This window comes from Acinetobacter sp. YH12076 (assembly GCF_013419525.1).
Taxonomy (GTDB): domain Bacteria; phylum Pseudomonadota; class Gammaproteobacteria; order Pseudomonadales; family Moraxellaceae; genus Acinetobacter; species Acinetobacter amyesii.
Map to the genome: position 1 here is coordinate 70,847 of NZ_VOZY01000003.1, position 18,882 is coordinate 89,728.

Consider the following 18,882-nt stretch of genomic DNA (forward strand, 5'->3'; position numbering starts at 1 on the left):
AGAACTGATCCATTTAGATCATAGAAACCGAAGTTGAGGGGACATGGCTGCCGTCCATCAATTGCAAGGGGTTGGCAATGCCGCCGCTGCTTTACTTGAAAAACTAAATATTTTCACGACAGATGATCTTTTGTTTCATCTGCCACGCGACTATGAAGATCGTAGCACGATCATCCCCATGAACCAATTGACCGTGGGTCGAAGTTATTTACTAGAAGGCACGGTCAAAAGTATCGACTTTCCACCCGGAAAGCGTAAATCGATGGCTGCCCTACTGGATGACGATTGTGGCAAAGTTACTTTACGTTTTTACCATATTTACAAAGGCATTACTGATCGGGTGAAACCAGGGAATCGTTTACGGATTTTTGGTGAAGTCCGTGTTGGTGCTCGTGGCTTAGAAATGTATCATCCTGAACTACAGGTAATTACTGAACACACGCCTTTACCACAAACCCAACTCACTGCGATTTACCCTGCAACCGAAGGCTTAACACAGCCCAAACTACGTGAATACGTCAAACAAGCACTACAGTTATATAGTGATGACTTACCTGAATTACTGCCAGAAAAATTCACCAATGGCTATGCACTAAAACAGGCTTTGGACTATATTCATCATCCCCCTGTCGATGCCAATATGTTGCAACTGAGCCAAGGTTCTCATCCTGCACAGCAACGTTTAATTTTCGAAGAATTGGTTGCCCATCAGGTCAGTTTGCTCAGCCGCCGTGCTTATATTCAACAAATCGAAGCACCGTCATTCTCTACAAGTAAGAACTTCACCAAACAACTTTTAAGTACACTGCCATTTGAAATGACCGGCGCACAAAAACGTGTGTCCAAAGAAATTGCGGTCGATCTGAAAAAAAACAAACCTATGCTGCGACTCGTACAAGGTGATGTAGGTGCAGGTAAAACCCTAGTCGCAGGCGTTGCAGCCTGTCATGCGCTCGAGGAAGGTTGGCAAGTGGCCATGATGGCGCCGACAGAAATTTTGGCCGAACAGCATTATCTAAATTTCAAAAAATGGTTTGAGCCTATGGGTCTAACCGTGTCTTGGCTTTCCGGCAAGCAAAAAGGTAAAGCTCGAGCTGCTGCAGAACAAAGTATTCAAGATGGTTCAGCCAATTTAGTGGTCGGCACACATGCTTTATTTCAAGACAATGTACAATTTGCCAAATTGGGTTTAGTGATTATTGATGAACAACACCGTTTTGGCGTCGATCAGCGTTTGGCGCTACGAAACAAAGGTCTCAATGGCATGACACCGCATCAACTGGTGATGACAGCAACCCCTATTCCTCGTACCTTGGCCATGTCGGCTTATGGCGATTTAGATACCTCCGTCATTGATGAACTGCCACCCGGTCGTACACCGATTCAAACAGTCACTATTCCACTTGACCGTCGTGAAGAAGTGCTACAGCGGATTGCCAGCAATTGTGCTGAAGGTAAACAAGCCTATTGGGTCTGCACCCTAGTGGAACAATCAGAAACTTTAGATGCTCAGGCCGCTGAAGCGACTTTTAATGAAATTAAAGAACGCTTTCCAGACCTCAATATTGGTCTTGTTCACGGCAAAATGAAGGCCGATGAAAAACAAGCAGTGATGCAGCAATTTAAAAATAATGAATTGCAATTACTGATTGCAACCACAGTGATTGAAGTCGGTGTTGACGTCCCAAATGCCTCAATCATGGTAATTGAAAATGCAGAACGCTTAGGGCTTTCACAATTACATCAGCTACGTGGTCGTGTAGGGCGTGGTGCCAAAGCCAGTTTCTGTGCTTTGCTGTATAAAAATCCTTTATCGCAAAATGGGCAAGAGCGTTTACGCATCATGCGTGAAACCAATGACGGCTTTATTATTGCTGAAAAAGATTTGGAAATTCGCGGCCCCGGCGAGCTCCTCGGCACTAAACAAACGGGAGATATGGGCTTTCGTGTAGCCAAATTGGAGCGAGATGACCATTTACTCAATCAGGCACACTATGTGGCTCAACAAGTCCTAAATGATTATCCTGCACAGGCTCAAGCGCTTTTAAAACGCTGGCTGCCTGAAGCACCCCGTTATGCCTATGTATAATTAGGATGATGGTTCGATCATCCTAATTATACAGATTGGCTTTAACGAATAAGCTTGTCGAACAGGTTTCTGTGGTGTCGTGATTGCACTTCACAGCAATCTGTGCAAAATACACAAAAAAGAATGATTAGAATAAAAACATGCTCCAATCTATCCAACACTACATCCAAAAAGGGATGCAGAGCGTTTCCCCTTGCTTGCTCTGTGGTATCGATCGACAACAACATCATTCGCTTTGTATTGACTGCTGGGAACAACTGCCTTGGTTTAAACAAATGGTTAATCGCCATGAACACAGCATCTCTTGTGCCTTTCACTATGATTTTCCAATAGATCGCATCATCCAAAGCTATAAGTATGAGCAACAATTGCAGTATCAAAATTTACTGGCACAGAGCCTTTTAAGCATGCGCTTAGCTAGAGTTCAAGCCATCGTGCCGATGCCTATTTCAGTAGAACGCCTCAAAGACCGTGGGTACAACCAAATGCTGCTTGTTGCACAGATGATGGCAAAGCAATTGCGCATCCCTGTTTGGCAACCGGTGATTCGTCAAGCACAGCACGCTCAAAAAGGTTTAAGTCGGCTAGAACGCCTAGAAAATATCGAACAGCAATTTATTATCGACCCAACCGAAAAACGCCGTTTCCGTAAAGTCCTCATCATCGATGATGTGGTGACCACGGGAAGTTCAATCCATGCATTAAGCAAGCTGTTACATCAGCTACATTGCACGCAGGTATATGCCGCATGCATTGCTGCGGCACAGCCTTAGTTTCAAACATCAACCTCTAAAGAAAATGAACACGCGAAGCGGTTTAGCTTTCAGCAAGAGATCGCGCCTGCTGCTTCACCCAAGGAATCACCACCTCACGTGTTAAAGGTGCGAGTTTTGTCTGTGTATCATCCAAGCTGACCCATTGCATTGCTGCAATTTCTGCATCAATTTTCGGTTCACCTTGCAACTGGACCAGATAGACATAACTCACCAGTAGATGATCGGCTTCGTTCGCAGCGGCCGTTTCAAAACGACCAATGAATTGTTCAATCTGCGCAGCGCAGCCAATTTCTTCCTGAATTTCACGTAGCATGGTGATTTCAGGGGCTTCATTGGGTTCTAACTTGCCACCCACTTGCATAAAGAATGCCGTGTGTTTTTTACGAACCACTAAAAGTTCATGCTGTTCATTTAGAATAATGGCTGCGGCAACAGTGATAGTTTTCATCAATCTTGTTCCAAATCGGTGATAAAGGCTGTACATTCAACCATGCCCCATTTCGACTCTGGCGCAGTGAAATGTTGAAACTTTTCAACAATCGTTTCAATATTATCTTCTGTAATTAAGCCTTCGATAAAACGCGGATGGGTAAAGCCTTTTTCTGCAGTTGTTTTTAGAAAATTCAATAAATCGTCATAAAAACCATCTACATTGAGAAAGGCACATGGCTTTAAATGAATGCCCAATTGAGCCCACGTCCACTGCTCAAAAATTTCCTCTAAAGTACCTGCTCCACCTGGAATCGCCACAAAACCATCCGAGAGTTCAGACATTTTGGTTTTCCGTTGTTGCATATTTTCTACCACATGCAATTCGGTTAAATCTGGATGTGCCAATTCTTTATCGACCAAGACTTTTGGAATCACCCCAATGACTTGCCCACCTGCACGCAAAGCACTATCTGCCACAACACCCATCAAACCTGAACGACCACCACCATAGACCAGTGTGATGCCTCGTGCCGCTAAATGACGACCGACTTTTTCAGCCACCTGTAAATAGGCAGGATTGTTACCAAGGGCGGAACCACAGAAAATTGCGATAGATTTCATTTATAATCACCATCAGATCAGGAACGCTATGCTGGAAAAATCAACTTTAAACAGATTTTTTCATAAATTAAGCATTAGAACAGTGTTTTTCAGCAAATCCTTGTCTAAAATACACCCATTCATTTTTAACTTACTGCGTAAGGGGAAAAGACAACATGCTTGAAGCCTTTTACGCCACAGAGCGCGGTAGCCTGGAAGATGTCACCATCAATGGTGACTTCGATTTACATCAGGATTTAGTCTGGCTCGATCTCATTGCCCCATCCCAGGAAGAACAGCAATGGATTATGGATGCCTATGATCAAAATTTACCTACATTAAAATCATTAGAAGATATTTCGTCGAGTGCACGATTCTACCGTGATGACGACGGTATTTTGCACATCAGCACCTATTTTTTAACGAAAAATAAAAATTTTCAGGTCGATGGCGAACCCGAAGAAAATGCCAGCACCTTAGCTACCGTACAAACGGTTGCCTTTATTTTGCATAAAGAGCGCTTATTCACTTTACGGGGTGAAAAGCTGGTGGCTTTCCGTGCCTTTCGTGCCCGCGCGCGTCGTAATGACTATGAAATTGACTATAAAGATCCAACTTGGATTTTATTGGGCCTTTTAGAAGCCAAACTCGATGAGCTTGCGGATATCTTGGAAGATATCCACAAGGATTTAGAAAAGTATTCCACAGAAGTGCTGAATAACCGTCATCGTGAAATGATTTTAGACTTAGATGACATGATTACCCGACTTGCGCATTTAGAAGATATGCTCGGGAAAGCTCAGCTGTGTCTGATCGATTTACGTCGTGTTCTCACCTTCCTATCACGTCCTCGCGCCTTGGGCAGTCATATTTATGATGCCGACATCCGAGAACTCAGTGAAGACGTGCGCTCTCTTGTTGAGCATGATGCCTTCTTGTTCCAAAAGGTTCGATTCTTACTGGATACCACTTCTGGGTTCATTAACACCGAACAGAACGATACGATTCGTCGATTCTCGATTTTACCAAGTATGCTTGCGCCACCGATGTTAGTAGCTAGCGTCTATGGGATGAACACCGATGTACTGCCCTTCGCGCATGGTACAACCAGTTTTATCGTGGTCAGCTTAATCATCGTGGCATTCTTTATTGGCCCATTGATGTACTTCCGCTGGAAGAAATGGATTTAATCCGTTCCTATTGCGTAGACTTGCGAGAGTTTCTTGTCCCGCTAAAATAAAAAAAAGCACCTTACGGTGCTTTTTTTAGATCAATTGCAAGTCATGCTCAAGATGACAGGCTTGAATAATCTTCATCATTTTTTCAGGGACTGCTTTAAACTGTAAACCTTGCGCTTTTGACGTTTGACGTAACCAACGGACCAAAACAGCTAAAGCCAAAGTACTGCCATGCTCAAGCTCAGCAAGATTGACCACTAAGGGAAAAGCTTGCTGTTGTTGAATCAATTTCAAGCCGTCTTGATAATACAATTCGGCATTGTTGTAATCGATTTTGCCTGATACCATCAATTCTTGTTGATGAAGTTTAATCACACATCACCTATCTTATTTTTTCTTGTCTAATGCTGCATCAGCATCAGGTTTGAAGTTCGCAATTGCTTTATCAATGTTACCGCCATTACGTTTTACAGTTGCCGCAAACTGATTACGGAATTGTAAGCCTAGGTCGATACCCGAAACGTTGATATTACGGATTTTCCATTGTGAACCTTTATCCGCCAACTGGAAAGAGACTGGAATTTTTTCACCGTTGTTATGGAAATCAATCGTTACAACAGGGTTCTTACTGTTCGATGCTTTATATGGACGCATGCTATATGTTTGGTTACTAAACTTAGCAAATGCTGAACCATAGTTTTCGATCAGTGTTGCACGGAAGTTACGTTCAAACTGCGCACGTTGAGCCGCTGAGCTGTATTGATTCGTTGCATACGTACCCATCACGATACGTGTGAACGCTTGTGAATCGATATACGGGTCTAGGTTTTGACGAACAATCGTTTTCACAGCCGCAGGGTTATTTTGTAGTTTTGCGTGGTCTGCTTTTAAACGTGTAATGAGGCCATCAGCCACTTTTTTTACAAATGCAGGTGGTGCTTCGCTTGGAGCAGCAAAAGCTGTACCTGCCATCATAGTTGATAAGATACTTGCTGTAAGCGTATGTTTTAACAATGTGTTCACTTAATTTCTCCTAAAAATTATTCAACAAATGCAGGTTCGTCTGCCGTTGTTGTGTCAGCAGCTTCTGTTTTTTGTTCAGCATCTGCTGTGTTGTCAGATTTGTTCCCTGCACCACCGGTCACAAATTTAGACACCAAATCTTCGATTTCCATCGTACCTTGGGTATTACCAATTTGGTCACCACGTTTTAAGAAGTTGACACCACCACCCGGTACAATTTTCAAATATTTCTCGCCCAATAAACCATTGGTTGCCACCATAATGTAAGCATCTTCATCGATATTGGTGATGGATTTCATGTTAGCAATCAGTTGCTGTTCCATTTCTTTTTGTTTCGCAGGTGTTGCTGCTTCATAGTCTGATGTGTAACGCAGTTCTTCGAGTGCATTCTTTTGCACTTCTTTTAACTGTTCTGCGTTATAAGAGGTTAATGAGCCATCCATAATCAGATGTGCTGTCACTAAGCGCGTCACAGGATCGAGTTTCAATGATTCCACTTGACCAACTTTGACACCACTTAAGGTGACTTTGGCACGGGGTTTAATCCCGTTTACATTTTCAAATGTCGCGGTCAATTCATAACTGTCTTCGATGTTATTGCCGACCAAACCACTCACACGCATCGCCAAGAAGAAAATAGCGATAGCAAACAGAATGACAAAAAAACCGACGGCCAGTTCACTCGTACGTGATTTCATTAAATACCTCCGAACATGACCGCAGTCAACACGAAATCTGAACCTAAAACACACAACGAAGAATACACGACAGTACGTGTGGTCGACGTTGCAATACCTTCTGAAGTTGGGACACAGGCATAACCCTGATAGACCGCAATCCAAGTACAAATTAATGCAAAAACAAAACTTTTGATGATGGTGCCATTAAAGACGTCTTTAAAGAATTGCACACTGTTCTCGATGCCACTCCAATAAGAGCCTTCATCTGCACCCAGAAAATCAACACCCACCAATTTACCGCCCATGATGCCGACCGCAGCGAAAATCACCGACAACATTGGTAAGCTAAAAATACCGGCCCAAAGTCGTGGCGAGATCACCCGTTTTAAGGGATCGACCCCGATCATTTCCATACTCGACAACTGCTCAGTGGCTTTCATCAAACCAATTTCAGCCGTTAAAGCTGAACCTGCACGACCTGCAAAGAGTAAAGCCGCAACCACAGGTGCAAGTTCACGCAGTAACGTCAGTGCAACGGCGGTGCCGAGCATTGCTTCACTACCAAAAGTCGACAGAATGCTATACATCTGCAAACCCAGTACCGAGCCAATAAATAAGCCAGATACCACAATAATCAGTAATGAAAGCACACCAACACGGTACATCTGATAAATAAACAATTTCACGCCAAGTAAAGTCGGCATGGAAAAAAGAATCTGCAGCAACATAATGGTTGCTACGCCGATTCCTCGAACACGTTCAATGACGCGTCTACCTAATGCGGCAATAGCATTCATGAACGAACCTCATGATTTAAATAGGGCTGATGACTGAATTGATAATCGACTGGACCTTCTACCGAACCCGTCAAGAACTGCTTCACAAACGGCGAGGCATGTGCTTTTAACTGCTCAGGTGTTCCCTCGCCCTGCACTTTCCCTTCAGCCACCACATAGATGTAATCTGCAATTGATAATGTTTCAGCCACATCATGCGAGACAATAATCGTAGTTAAATCTAAAGCTTCACGTAGCGAACGAATCAAGCGAGTTAAAACCCCCATCACAATCGGGTCTTGCCCTGCAAAGGGTTCGTCATACATGATCAGCTCAGGATCCAGTGCAATTGCACGGGCCAAAGCCACACGACGATTCATACCACCCGATAGTTCAGAGGGCATCATTTGTTCTGCACCACGTAAACCAACCGACTCTAATTTCAACGCAACAATTTCAGCGATCAAATGCTCTGGCAACTTGGTATGGGCACGAATTGGAAAGGCTACGTTTTCATATACCGACATATCGGTAAATAATGCACCGCTCTGAAACAACATCCCCATACGCGCACGCGCAGCGAAGAGTTCCTGACGTGACATCTGTGCAATGTCCTGCCCATCAAGCAACACTTCTCCATTATCGGGAGTCAATTGACCACCAATTAAACGGAGTAAAGTCGTTTTACCTGTACCAGATGGACCCATAATTGCAGTGATCTGACCACGACGAATTTTTAAACTGACATTGTCATAAATGACGCGCTCTCCTCGCTTAAAACTCAGGTTTTTCACTTCGATCAGTGCCTGAGTCTGAGAAGACGTTTGATTATTCATAGCTGAGGATTTTCCTGCATTTTTTTCAGCATGCATACTATAAAGGATTGAAGTTTAAAATGTTACCATTGCATGAGCGCATATCCCTGCATTCCGTCAGGTAAATTGTTTTTTATTATTAATGCGATTTTATAGAGGCTGTCTTCAACCCAATAGAAGAATTTAGTTAAAATAATTGTATATATAGTAAACGATATTACACAATAAGAGTGTCAAACCGATATAAGGCATAAGTACCTCGATCATCACTGTACGCATATTTGCCAACGCGTTTCCATTCATATTAATTATCATTAAACACATAAAGTTTGATCAAGTATACATTTTTCTGATTAAAAAGCTAATTTAAATCCATAAAAAAAACCAGTGTTTCCACCGGTTTTTTCGATATTTCTTTCGAAATTCAATTAGTCATTGAATTTACGACGTGGACGATCTTCACCGAAAGTGCGTTCGCCACGTGGTTTATCATCACCGAAACGTTTTGGACGGTCATCGCCGAAACGTTTTGGACGATCTTCACCAAATGAACGTTGAGGACGGTCACCGTTGAATTCACGACGTGGACGATCTTCACCAAATGAACGTTTTGGACGATCGCCATAACCTTCACGAGCTGGTTTGTAATCTACACGGTTACCACGGTTGTCATCGTTAGAACGACGGTCAAAACCACCTTCACGACGTGGACGATCGCTGTTAAATTCGCGACGTGGACGATCTTCAAAACCGCCTTCACGACGTGGACGATCGCTGTTAAATTCGCGACGTGGACGATCTTCAAAACCGCCTTCACGACGTGGACGATCGTTGTTAAATTCACGACGTGGACGATCTTCGAAACCGCCTTCACGACGTGGACGATCGTTGTTGTATTCGCGACGTGGACGATCTTCGCCACCGAATGAACGACGTTCGCCATCACGGTTGCCTTCACGACGTTTGAAGTTTGATTCACCTTCAAAACGACGACCGCCACCGAAGCCACCACGACCACCGCGACCACCATCACGACGACCACGACCGCCATCACGGCTACCGCGTGCAGGAGGTGGAGATGGCTCAAGACCTTCAATTTCAGACACATTTAAACGTGCATCTAAGAAGTCTTCTAAAGCACGGATTTTACCGCGTTCACGGTAAGTCGCTAAAGTAATCGCGTTACCAGTACGGCCCGCACGACCTGTACGACCGATACGGTGTACATAGTCTTCGTTCTTCATTGGAAGACCGAAGTTAATTACGTGAGAAATAGTTGGTACGTCTAGACCACGTGCAGCAACGTCAGTCGCAACTAAGATTTTTGCACGACCTTCACGAATGCTGCGTAAACGACGGTTACGTACAGTTTGTGGCATTGCACCGTGAAGAGCGACAACTGAGTGACCTGCTTCTGCAAGTTCTTCAGCCAACATATCTGTATCTTCTTGGGTAGATGCGAATACAACTGCTTGATCTACAGACTCATCAGATAACCAGTGAGTCAAAAGTTTTTTCTTGTGTTCGAAACCGTCAGTCCAATGAAGAGTCTGAGTAATGTCAGTATTTGTAGAGTGACCAGTTTCAATCGCAATACGCTGTGGATCATTCATCATGCGTTCTGCAAGTGTAATGATACGCGGCGCAAATGTTGCAGAGAACATTAATGTTTGTTTACGGTTAGCAGCCAAGTCGCTGATCGCTTCTAGGTCTTCAGAGAAACCTAAGTCAAGCATACGGTCAGCTTCGTCAACGATTAACGCATCAACGTTGTCTAGTTTAATTTGACGACGGTTAACCAAGTCAAGTAAACGACCTGGAGTCGCTACGACAACTTGTGCACCTTTAAGCTGTTGAATTTGTTTACCGAAAGGCATACCACCCATAATTGCAGCAATACGAACACCTTTCATATGACGTACTAAAGCAATTGCGTCTTGGCTAACCTGTTGAGCCAATTCACGTGTAGGGCAAAGTACAAGAATAGACGGTGCAGTTACCGCTTTCATGCGCTCTTTGAAAGACATCAAAGTGTCTTGACCAGCCAAAGCATTCACAGTTGGGAGTAAGAATGCAGCAGTTTTACCAGAACCAGTTTGGCTTGATACAAGAAGGTCTTTACCTTCTAATGCAGCTGGAATTGATTGTTCTTGCACTGGAGTCGGAGTAGTAAAACCTAGACCTTGTAATGCTAGTTGTAACGACTCATGTAAAGGAAAATCAGCAAAAGTTTTGCTCATAGAGTATTTCACCCCAAAAATGGGTGCTCCATTAAAAATATAAATTCAGATGGACATCGGCAAAAAGCGGCACAGCAAAAAACGCTGAAAATATAGAATCAGCGGCGATCCGAGAACGACGATGTGTATAACGCACACATGATTACAGCCGCAACCTGAAGGAATCGCTTAGCGATTGGGTGGGGCGCGAAATATCGTCCTCTCTTTGGACCGGAACGCGCATACACAATGATAGAAGAGAATGTTCAGGTAATGAACGAAATTTAGTGCGTGCGGGGATTATAGCAGAAAGTTTTTAAATGTCACCTGTTTTAGTCAACTTCAGAATGTTTTTTGTAAGTAGCTTTAACTTGTAGGTGTTTAAACCTTTATTTTTGACCAATTAGACAAAATAAAGCCCTCATAAAGAGGACTTTATTTCATTATTCTGTCAATAAACTCGAACTAAGCGTTCTATTATTTAGCAGCTTCACCCCAAGCTGGAACAACAGCTTGCATAAGTGGTTTAAGCATTTTCATAGAACATGCAAGTACTTGACCATTGTCCATTGAGTCGTTACCACCACGAGCATCAACCACAGTACCACCCGCTTCTTTTACAATAAGTTCACCCGCAGCGATGTCCCATGGTTTCAAACCAAGTTCGAAATAACCATCGAAACGACCTGCAGCAACATATGCTAGATCAAGAGCAGCAGAACCTGAACGACGGTATTGAGCACCGGCTTCAGTCACATTTAACAATGAGTTGAAATGGTTTTTCGCATAAGAAACCACTTCGCCATTACGAATTTTACGATACGCATGACCCACTGAAAGGAAAGTGTTTTCTAAACTGTCTTTTACATTTACACGAATACGGCGTTGGTTCATCATCGCACCGCGACCACGGCTTGCAGAGAACAACTCATCTTTCACAGGGTCATAAATAACACCGTGCTGAGTTACACCTTTATGTTGAACTGCGATAGAGATGCAGAAATGTGGAACACCATTAACGAAGTTTAATGTGCCATCAAGTGGGTCGATGATCCAACACCAATCAGCATCGTGACCTTTGCCTTCTTGAAGACCAAACTCTTCGCCTAGGAAACTGTGATTTTTATAGCTTTTACGTAGGGTATCGATAGTCAATTGTTCCAAATAACGGTCTACACGCGTTACTGGACCATCAATTCCTTTTTCTTCGACTTGTAGATCGAGTTTATGACGATTTTGATGCGCTTTTAAAAGCTCTTGACCAACTAATTGAGCCGCACGCGCAGCCATAACCACCATAGGTTCCATTGAACACCCACTACAAATTTGAAGATACTGATAAAGAATAATGCATAAAAGCCCTTATATCTTATCAAATATAAGGGCTTTTAGGGAAAAAATGTTTCTAAAAATTAGAAATTCAGCAAACTACAGTTGACTTATGCTTTATCCAGCTTTGTGTCACAGAAGTGATAATGCCTTCAGCATCTAGTCCGGCTTGTTGTAGCATTTGAGCATGTGTCGCCTGATGCATAAATTCATCTGACAAACCTAAATTCAGCATCGGTTTAACAATACTAGCCTGCGCTAAATATTCATTTACCGCACTACCCGCACCCGCCATCACTGCATGCTCTTCAACTGTCACAAATAATTGCGTGCTTGCCGCGATTTGATCGATCAACTGTGTATCTAATGGTTTTACAAAACGCATATTTAGCACACGAACTGCAACATCCAGTTTTTCAGCCAATACTTCAGCCGCCTCAACCGCTGCCTGAACACGGCTACCAAATGCTAAAATCGAAATTGTTGCATCTTGCTGATCATTGAAGTTTGCAAGAACTTCACCACGGCCAATTTCAAGCTCGGTCATCTCTTGCTGAATCTCAACACCCAGTCCATTACCTCGTGGGTAACGTACTGCCGCTGGGCCTTTATACAAATAAGCCGTATGTAACATTTGACGACATTCATTTTCGTCTTTCGGTGCCATGACCACCATGTTCGGCACGGTACGTATAAAGGCATAATCATAAGCACCGGCATGCGTTGGGCCATCTTCACCAACCAAACCTGCACGGTCGATACCAAATGTCACATCGAGATTTTGCAAAGCGACGTCATGAATCAGTTGATCATAACCACGTTGTAAGAAAGTTGAATAGATTGCAACAACCGGTTTTACCCCTTCACAGGCCATACCCGCAGCCAAAGTCACCGCATGTTGTTCTGCAATAGCAACATCAAAAAAACGCTCAGGGAACTGCTTTGCAAATTGCACCATGCCTGAGCCTTCACACATCGCAGGAGTAATCGCTAATAAACGATCATCCTGTGCAGCTTCATCACATAACCACTGACCAAAAACATCTGAATATTTCGGTGCAGTTGCCACAGCAGCAGGTGCATTCAGTTTACTGATGGCATGGTATTTAATTTGATCTGCTTCGGCAGGTGCAAAGCCTTTACCTTTTTTGGTATAGACATGCACTAACCGTGGGCCTTTGCGTTTTTTTAAGGCTTCAAACACATGTGTTAATTGTTCAACATCGTGCCCATCAAAAGGACCAAAGTAGTCAAAGCCAATGGCTTTAAATAGGTTGTCTGCAGCATCGGTCGCAGCACAATGTAGGCGTGAGTTATACGCCCATTCAGGATGAGGTTGAATATAGGCTTCGCCATTTTCAGAAATATTCACCGATTGACCACTTTCCCATATCGCAGCCAAATGCTTTGCAAAACCACCAGTACTGCATGAGATCGACATATCGTTGTCGTTCAATACCACCATGAGGTCAGCATTGTGTGCCACCGCATCGTTCATGGCTTCAAAAGCCATGCCCGCTGTCATCGCGCCATCACCCACGATTGCAACCACATGACAGGGATCTTGCTTGAAGCGACGTGCCAATGACATCCCAAGACCAGCAGAAATCGCTGTTGATGAATGTCCTACACCAAAAGTGTCAAATTCAGATTCTTCACGGGCAGGAAACGCAGCCAAACCATCTTTGGCACGAATCGTCACTAATTGTTCACGACGACCAGTTAAGGCTTTATGCGGATAGGCTTGATGACCCACATCCCAAATCAGACGATCACGTGGCGTATCAAAACAGTAATGCAATGCCACGGTTAATTCGATCACCCCAAGATTGGCACCAAAATGCCCACCACTTTGTCCGGCCGCATACAAAATAAATTGACGTAACTCATCCGCCACTTGCTCTAATTGGCTGCGCTCGAGTAAACGAAGTTGTTGAGGATGGTTAATCGTATCCAGCAACGGTGTTACAGGGCGTTGAAATGGTATTTCTTTATACAGCATAATGTGGCAAAGCCTTCTAAAGCCTGGCAAATTCCTAAGCTCGGTCTAAATGGGTAACTCGATCATATCGTCGAATTGTATCACCTTACAATCAGCCAAACTTGTAGCGATGTAATTTTTAGCAATGATCTCGTTGGGGAGATTTTGAATGAGTCAGATTATCCTGAATAATCTTCCTATTTATCAACTATTATCGTTCGCTTTATACAAAAAAGAAAATGTTCTGCATAAATTCGTCGTTGCAATTCTACCAATGTCCAAGCATTACGCTATACTTTAGCCAATTTATAATCGAATAAACGGGTTAAGCAGTGCCTATAGAATTTGTCGCAACGTCAAGATTACCGACCGCTTTTGGTGAATTCAATATTACGGTTTTTCAGGATCCTGAAACCGGTGAAGAACATGTCGCACTCTCTAAAGGACTAGAACAAGCTCCCACTAAACCTGTTTTAGTACGTATCCACTCCGAATGCCTGACCGGTGATGCCTTTGCTTCACTCAAATGTGACTGCGGCCCACAACTTCAAGCCACCCAAAAATTAATTAATGAAGCAGGTCAAGGGGTGATTTTATATTTACGCCAAGAAGGTCGCGGTATTGGTTTAACCAATAAAATCCGTGCTTACGCCCTACAAGACCAAGGCCATGACACAGTGGATGCCAATTTATTATTGGATCTTCCTGCCGATGCACGTCGTTATGATATGTGCCCTATCATGTTGAATCATCTCAACATTACGGCTGTGCGTCTCATTACCAATAACCCATTAAAAATTGAAGCGCTCCAAGAGCAAGGCGTGAATGTCGTTGATCGTGTTCCGCTGACTGTGGGTTTAAATCCCTTTAACGAACAATATTTAAAAACCAAACATGATCGTATGTCGCATATGTATCAAAAGGACGATTTTTAAAAGTCCTTTAAATTCTCCATCTATAAATCCCTCCAAACCTCCCTTTACAAAAGGGAGGCTTTCCCCTCTTTAAAAGAGGGGTTAGGGGAAATTCAAATCGTCATCGAAAAAATACGATTTTCCGGCACACGGCGTTTTAACCTTAAGTCAAAAGCCATGCAGATATTACGTACAAAAGGTTTGCCTTTTTCGGTAATTTGGATGCTCTGATCACCCAACTCTAATAATCCATCCGCCTGCATTTCTGTTAATTGTGCAACCACTTCATCAATTTCTGGAAATTGCATGTCTGTATTTGCCCACGAAGTATGGAATGTACACATCAAATTCAGAATATGTTTACGAATGATTAAGTCCTCATCTGTCAGCACATGACCTCGATAAACAGGAATTTGGTTTTGCTCTAAACGTGAATAATAGTCTTCAATTTTCTTTTCATTTTGTGCAAAGCTGTACCAACTATCACTGATCGAAGATAAGCCGAGTCCAATCATTACTTGGGTTTTCGATGCGGTATAGCCCATAAAATTTCGGTGCAAACTGCCCTGCTGAAAAGCTTGATACATTGGATCTTGGGTTAATGCAAAATGATCCATTCCAATTTCATGATAGCCTTGCGCCAGTAGCTGTTTTTTACCTTCTTCATAGCATTGACGCTTTAAATCATCTTTCGGGACATCGGCATCTTTAAAACCACGCTGACCATTGCCCTTAATCCACGGCACATGCGCATAGCTATAAAAGGCTAAACGATCTGGCATCAAACGATTGGTCTGTTCAATGGTATGCAACACGTCGTTTAAATCCTGAAATGGCAAACCAAAAACCAAGTCATGCGAAATAGAGGTATAGCCAATATCACGTGCCCACTGTGTCACTTGTTCAACATGTGCAAAAGGCTGAATACGGTGGATGGCTTTTTGCACCTTCTCATTATAATCCTGCACTCCATAACTTACGCGTCGAAAGCCAACATCATACAAAGCTTGTAAATGCTCACGTGTGGTATTGTTCGGATGCCCTTCAAAGCTAAATTCATGTGTATCGGCAATATCAGCATGCACTAGAATGCCTTGAATCAACTGGGTGAGATGCTCAGGAGAAAAGAAAGTAGGCGTTCCCCCGCCCAAATGAATTTCTTTAATTATTGGCCGGTCAACCAAGAGCTGACAATATAAGTCCCATTCTTTCAGCACCGCCTGAATATAAGGCAGCTCCATCTCATGTTTTTTCGTGACTTTTTTATGGCAACCACAAAACGTACATAAGCTTTCACAAAATGGTAGATGGATGTACAGACTGATGCCTTCGAGGTGATTGCTCTCATTAAAAGATCGCTTCAAGCCCTGTTTCCACTGTTGTAATGAAAACTCAGCTTCCTCCCAATACGGCACGGTTGGATAACTGGTATAGCGTGGACCTGGTACATTATATTTTTGAATTAAAGAACTCGCCTGCTGAGACATCGATGCACCATTTCAATCAATGAGATTCAATTTAAATCTACCTTATGATTATTGTGCTGAGCTTCAGAAGTGAATTCAACCTAGCAAATTTGTCGGAATAGGCACAATTTCAGCCGGAGCAATTGCTGCTAACTTTGCATGATCTTTTGGTTTAATCACTAGATTTCCAGATTTAAAGCAAAGATCCGATGCTGAGTATCGGGAAAAATGCCTTAAGTTTTCACGTAATTTATGCTTTGATGACACTTATCTTTAAATTATTTTAATAAAGGTCACCATGCAGAATCCAACTTCAGCCGATATTCAACGTGTAGATGAATTCCTTCGCGATTTACAGGCACGGATTTGTGCCGCATTGGAACAGCAAGAACGTGCTGGTGGCGGAAGTGCCGAATTTGCGATCGATGACTGGGAACGCCCTGAAGGTGGTGGTGGTCGCTCACGTGTTCTTCAAAATGGAACGGTGATTGAAAAAGGCGGGGTGATGTTCTCGCACATTAACATTTCAAAATTACCGGCCTCTGCGACTGAACGCCATCCCGCTATTGCGGGTGCAAAAGCGCAAGCCATGGGCGTGTCGTTGGTAATTCACCCGAAAAACCCTAACGTCCCAACCTCACATGCCAATGTGCGTTTATTTGTCGCCGAAAAAGAAGGACAAGATCCGATTTGGTGGTTTGGCGGAGGTTTTGACCTCACTCCATTTTATCCAAATGATGAAGATGTCTTGTCCTGGCATCAAACTGCCCATGATCTTTGTGCCCCATTTAGCGATACGCTCTATGATGAACATAAAAAATGGTGTGATGACTATTTTTATCTAAAACACCGTGATGAACAACGTGGTGTGGGTGGTTTATTCTTTGATGATCTCAACCAATGGGACTTTGAAACCTGTTTCAAATATATGCAGGCCGTGGGTAATGGTTATTTAGAGGCGATTTTACCGATCTTCCAAAGAAACCAAGACAAAGCCTATACCGAAGCACAACGAGACTTCCAACTTTACCGTCGTGGTCGTTACGTTGAATATAACCTAGTGTATGACCGTGGCACCTTATTTGGTTTACAAACTGGTGGGCGTATTGAATCCATTTTAGTAAGTATGCCACCTTTGGCGGGCTGGTCGTATCGTCCTGAATGGGAAGAAAATTCTGCCGAGAAAAAGCTCACCGACTTTTATTTAAAACCGCATGATTGGCTTAATATATTGAAATAAAATAGATAGACATGTATTTGCCTCTGTCCATCAGGGGCTTTTCATTGCCTTTTAATTAAAGTATTTATATTTCTAGGTAATATCTTGATGCATAAATAAATTTTTTAAGCATTTACTTTGTAATCATATTGCTCAACAATGACACATCTTTTAAACAGCTTTACGCTATGTCATTGCACAATGTGTCAATAAACTCATGGCTGTAACTTTCTTGTACGGAGTACAACGCACATGACACATCAAACACTCAATAAAAAAGCAGTCAGTCTTACTGCCTTGGTGTTTTGGAGCTTTGCTGTTGTGCTGATCAGCGCTATCAGTACTAATATTTTTTCCGAAACGTCTTTAAATGATAATTTGGCTATTGGCTTCATGGTGGTTGCCTTGATTGGTTTAGTCATCAGTGCTTCCAGCATCTTGATTCAAAGCGTCTTAGATATTTGTAATCCTTAATTTTCCGCCTTTATTTCACGATTTTGAGACTGCCCGAACTTTAGCCATCTTCGGTTTTGGCGTATATTGTCTGCTCTTTCACATCTACATGGACGCTGTGCAATGAGCAAACAATTTGCCGTGATTGGCAACCCGATTGAACAATCACGCTCACCTGAACTTCATCATGCCTTCGCTGAAAAAACAGGCCTCGACATTCAGTACAGCAAACGACTTGCGCCACTCGATGGTTTTCAGCACAGCGTCGAATCCTTCTTTGCCGAAGGTGGCATCGGTATGAATGTCACTGTTCCGTTTAAAGAACAAGCCTATGCACAATGTAGCGTGCTTACTGAACGTGCCAAAATTGCAGGTGCGGTCAATACATTATGGATGCAAGATGGTCAATTACACGGTGATAATACTGATGGTCAAGGCTTGGTGAATGCCATTCATGCCTTAGATTGGAATTTAGAACAGAGCGATATATTGATCATTGGTGCAGGTGGTGCAACACGTGGCGTGATTTATCCGCTGGTACAAGCTGGGGCCAAAAAAATCGTCATTGCCAACCGGACTTTAGCGCGTGCTGAACAATTGGTCGCTGACTTAAAAACTGCCGTACCGAATGCCGAACTTGCAGCTATTGCACTCACTGACTTAGCAGGTCAATTTGATCTGGTGATTAATGCCACATCGGCAAGCTTAACGGGTGATCCGCTAATTTTGCCTGAAGCTTTACAATTCACCCACGCCTATGAAATGGCCTATGGCAAACCATCGACATTTTTGGATCAAGCCAAAGCACGCCATGTTCCAACCTCAGAAGGTTTTGGCATGTTGGTTGGTCAAGCAATTGAATCTTTTTCCATTTGGAATGGCATTAAACCTGATCTAAAAGACTTTCTATAATTCAAAATGATTTGCTCAAT

18 protein-coding genes are annotated in these 18,882 nt (G+C 43.0%); 7 read left to right on the plus strand and 11 right to left on the minus strand.

Translation table 11 applies throughout. The features are described 5' to 3' along the window. Nucleotides 1-43: 43 nt before the first annotated feature. Nucleotides 44-2,089: an ATP-dependent DNA helicase RecG gene (recG, locus tag FTU22_RS03395; protein ID WP_180093004.1), complete on the plus strand. Its 2,046-nt coding sequence runs from the start codon at nt 44-46 to the stop codon at nt 2,087-2,089. A gap of 140 nt (nt 2,090-2,229) precedes the next feature. Then, nucleotides 2,230-2,862, plus strand: a complete 633-nt coding sequence (locus tag FTU22_RS03400; RefSeq protein ID WP_180093006.1) for a ComF family protein — start codon at nt 2,230-2,232, stop codon at nt 2,860-2,862. A gap of 43 nt (nt 2,863-2,905) precedes the next feature. On the opposite strand, the gene FTU22_RS03405 is transcribed toward FTU22_RS03400, so the two are convergent. Both FTU22_RS03405 and FTU22_RS03410 read right to left on the minus strand, forming a co-directional pair. Then, nucleotides 2,906-3,313, minus strand: a complete 408-nt coding sequence (locus FTU22_RS03405; protein WP_180021593.1) for an NUDIX domain-containing protein — start codon at nt 3,311-3,313, stop codon at nt 2,906-2,908. Further along, nucleotides 3,313-3,918, minus strand: a complete 606-nt coding sequence (locus FTU22_RS03410) for a TIGR00730 family Rossman fold protein (RefSeq protein WP_180093008.1) — start codon at nt 3,916-3,918, stop codon at nt 3,313-3,315. Before FTU22_RS03410 ends, FTU22_RS03405 begins: the two co-directional genes overlap by 1 nt. 155 nt (nt 3,919-4,073) lie before the next feature. On the opposite strand from FTU22_RS03410, the gene FTU22_RS03415 reads away from it, so the two are divergent. Next, nucleotides 4,074-5,087 carry a CorA family divalent cation transporter gene (locus FTU22_RS03415; RefSeq protein ID WP_078189297.1) on the plus strand — a complete coding sequence of 338 codons (1,014 nt, stop codon included), beginning with the start codon at nt 4,074-4,076 and terminating at the stop codon, nt 5,085-5,087. A 75-nt stretch (nt 5,088-5,162) separates the two neighbouring features. Here FTU22_RS03415 and FTU22_RS03420 read toward each other — a convergent pair whose 3' ends face one another. From FTU22_RS03420 to dxs, 8 genes are all read right to left on the minus strand, one after another. Further along, on the minus strand, nt 5,163-5,423 hold the full coding sequence (locus FTU22_RS03420) for a lipid asymmetry maintenance protein MlaB (protein WP_218955000.1): 261 nt from the start codon (nt 5,421-5,423) through the stop codon (nt 5,163-5,165). Nucleotides 5,424-5,462: 39 nt separating this feature from the next. Beyond that, entirely contained in the window at nt 5,463-6,098 is a 636-nt protein-coding gene (locus FTU22_RS03425) for a phospholipid-binding protein MlaC (RefSeq protein ID WP_078189299.1), read from the minus strand. Between the two features lie 17 nt (nt 6,099-6,115). Next, on the minus strand, nt 6,116-6,796 hold the full coding sequence (locus FTU22_RS03430; protein WP_180093012.1) for an outer membrane lipid asymmetry maintenance protein MlaD: 681 nt from the start codon (nt 6,794-6,796) through the stop codon (nt 6,116-6,118). Further along, nucleotides 6,796-7,575: a lipid asymmetry maintenance ABC transporter permease subunit MlaE gene (mlaE, locus tag FTU22_RS03435; RefSeq protein WP_078189301.1), complete on the minus strand. Its 780-nt coding sequence runs from the start codon at nt 7,573-7,575 to the stop codon at nt 6,796-6,798. The genes FTU22_RS03430 and mlaE overlap by 1 nt, the downstream gene beginning before the upstream one ends. Next, on the minus strand, nt 7,572-8,390 hold the full coding sequence (locus FTU22_RS03440; protein WP_111885426.1) for an ABC transporter ATP-binding protein: 819 nt from the start codon (nt 8,388-8,390) through the stop codon (nt 7,572-7,574). The genes mlaE and FTU22_RS03440 overlap by 4 nt, the downstream gene beginning before the upstream one ends. A 407-nt stretch (nt 8,391-8,797) precedes the next feature. Next, nucleotides 8,798-10,609: a DEAD/DEAH box helicase gene (locus FTU22_RS03445; protein ID WP_180093014.1), complete on the minus strand. Its 1,812-nt coding sequence runs from the start codon at nt 10,607-10,609 to the stop codon at nt 8,798-8,800. A 456-nt stretch (nt 10,610-11,065) separates the two neighbouring features. Continuing rightward, nucleotides 11,066-11,896, minus strand: coding sequence for an inositol monophosphatase family protein (locus FTU22_RS03450; RefSeq protein ID WP_078189303.1), 831 nt, complete (start codon nt 11,894-11,896; stop codon nt 11,066-11,068). 112 nt (nt 11,897-12,008) lie between these two features. After that, on the minus strand, nt 12,009-13,919 hold the full coding sequence (dxs, locus tag FTU22_RS03455) for a 1-deoxy-D-xylulose-5-phosphate synthase (protein WP_180093016.1): 1,911 nt from the start codon (nt 13,917-13,919) through the stop codon (nt 12,009-12,011). Nucleotides 13,920-14,230: 311 nt separating this feature from the next. Here dxs and ribA point away from each other — a divergent pair, with 311 nt between their 5' ends. Then, a complete protein-coding gene (gene ribA, locus FTU22_RS03460) occupies nt 14,231-14,833 on the plus strand; it encodes a GTP cyclohydrolase II (RefSeq protein ID WP_180093018.1) in 603 nt (200 codons plus the stop codon). A gap of 92 nt (nt 14,834-14,925) precedes the next feature. Here the strand turns inward: ribA and hemN are convergent, their stop codons facing one another. Next, nucleotides 14,926-16,299, minus strand: coding sequence for an oxygen-independent coproporphyrinogen III oxidase (gene hemN, locus FTU22_RS03465; protein WP_180093020.1), 1,374 nt, complete (start codon nt 16,297-16,299; stop codon nt 14,926-14,928). Nucleotides 16,300-16,576: 277 nt separating this feature from the next. Between hemN and hemF the strand changes: the two genes are divergently transcribed. The 3 genes from hemF to aroE all read left to right on the plus strand — a co-directional run bounded on the left by hemF (nt 16,577) and on the right by aroE (nt 18,862). Continuing rightward, entirely contained in the window at nt 16,577-17,518 is a 942-nt protein-coding gene (gene hemF / locus FTU22_RS03470) for an oxygen-dependent coproporphyrinogen oxidase (protein WP_111884196.1), read from the plus strand. Nucleotides 17,519-17,749: 231 nt separating this feature from the next. Next, entirely contained in the window at nt 17,750-17,971 is a 222-nt protein-coding gene (locus tag FTU22_RS03475; protein WP_180093022.1) for a hypothetical protein, read from the plus strand. A gap of 102 nt (nt 17,972-18,073) precedes the next feature. Continuing rightward, nucleotides 18,074-18,862, plus strand: coding sequence for a shikimate dehydrogenase (gene aroE / locus FTU22_RS03480; protein ID WP_180093024.1), 789 nt, complete (start codon nt 18,074-18,076; stop codon nt 18,860-18,862). Nucleotides 18,863-18,882 lie beyond the last annotated feature (20 nt).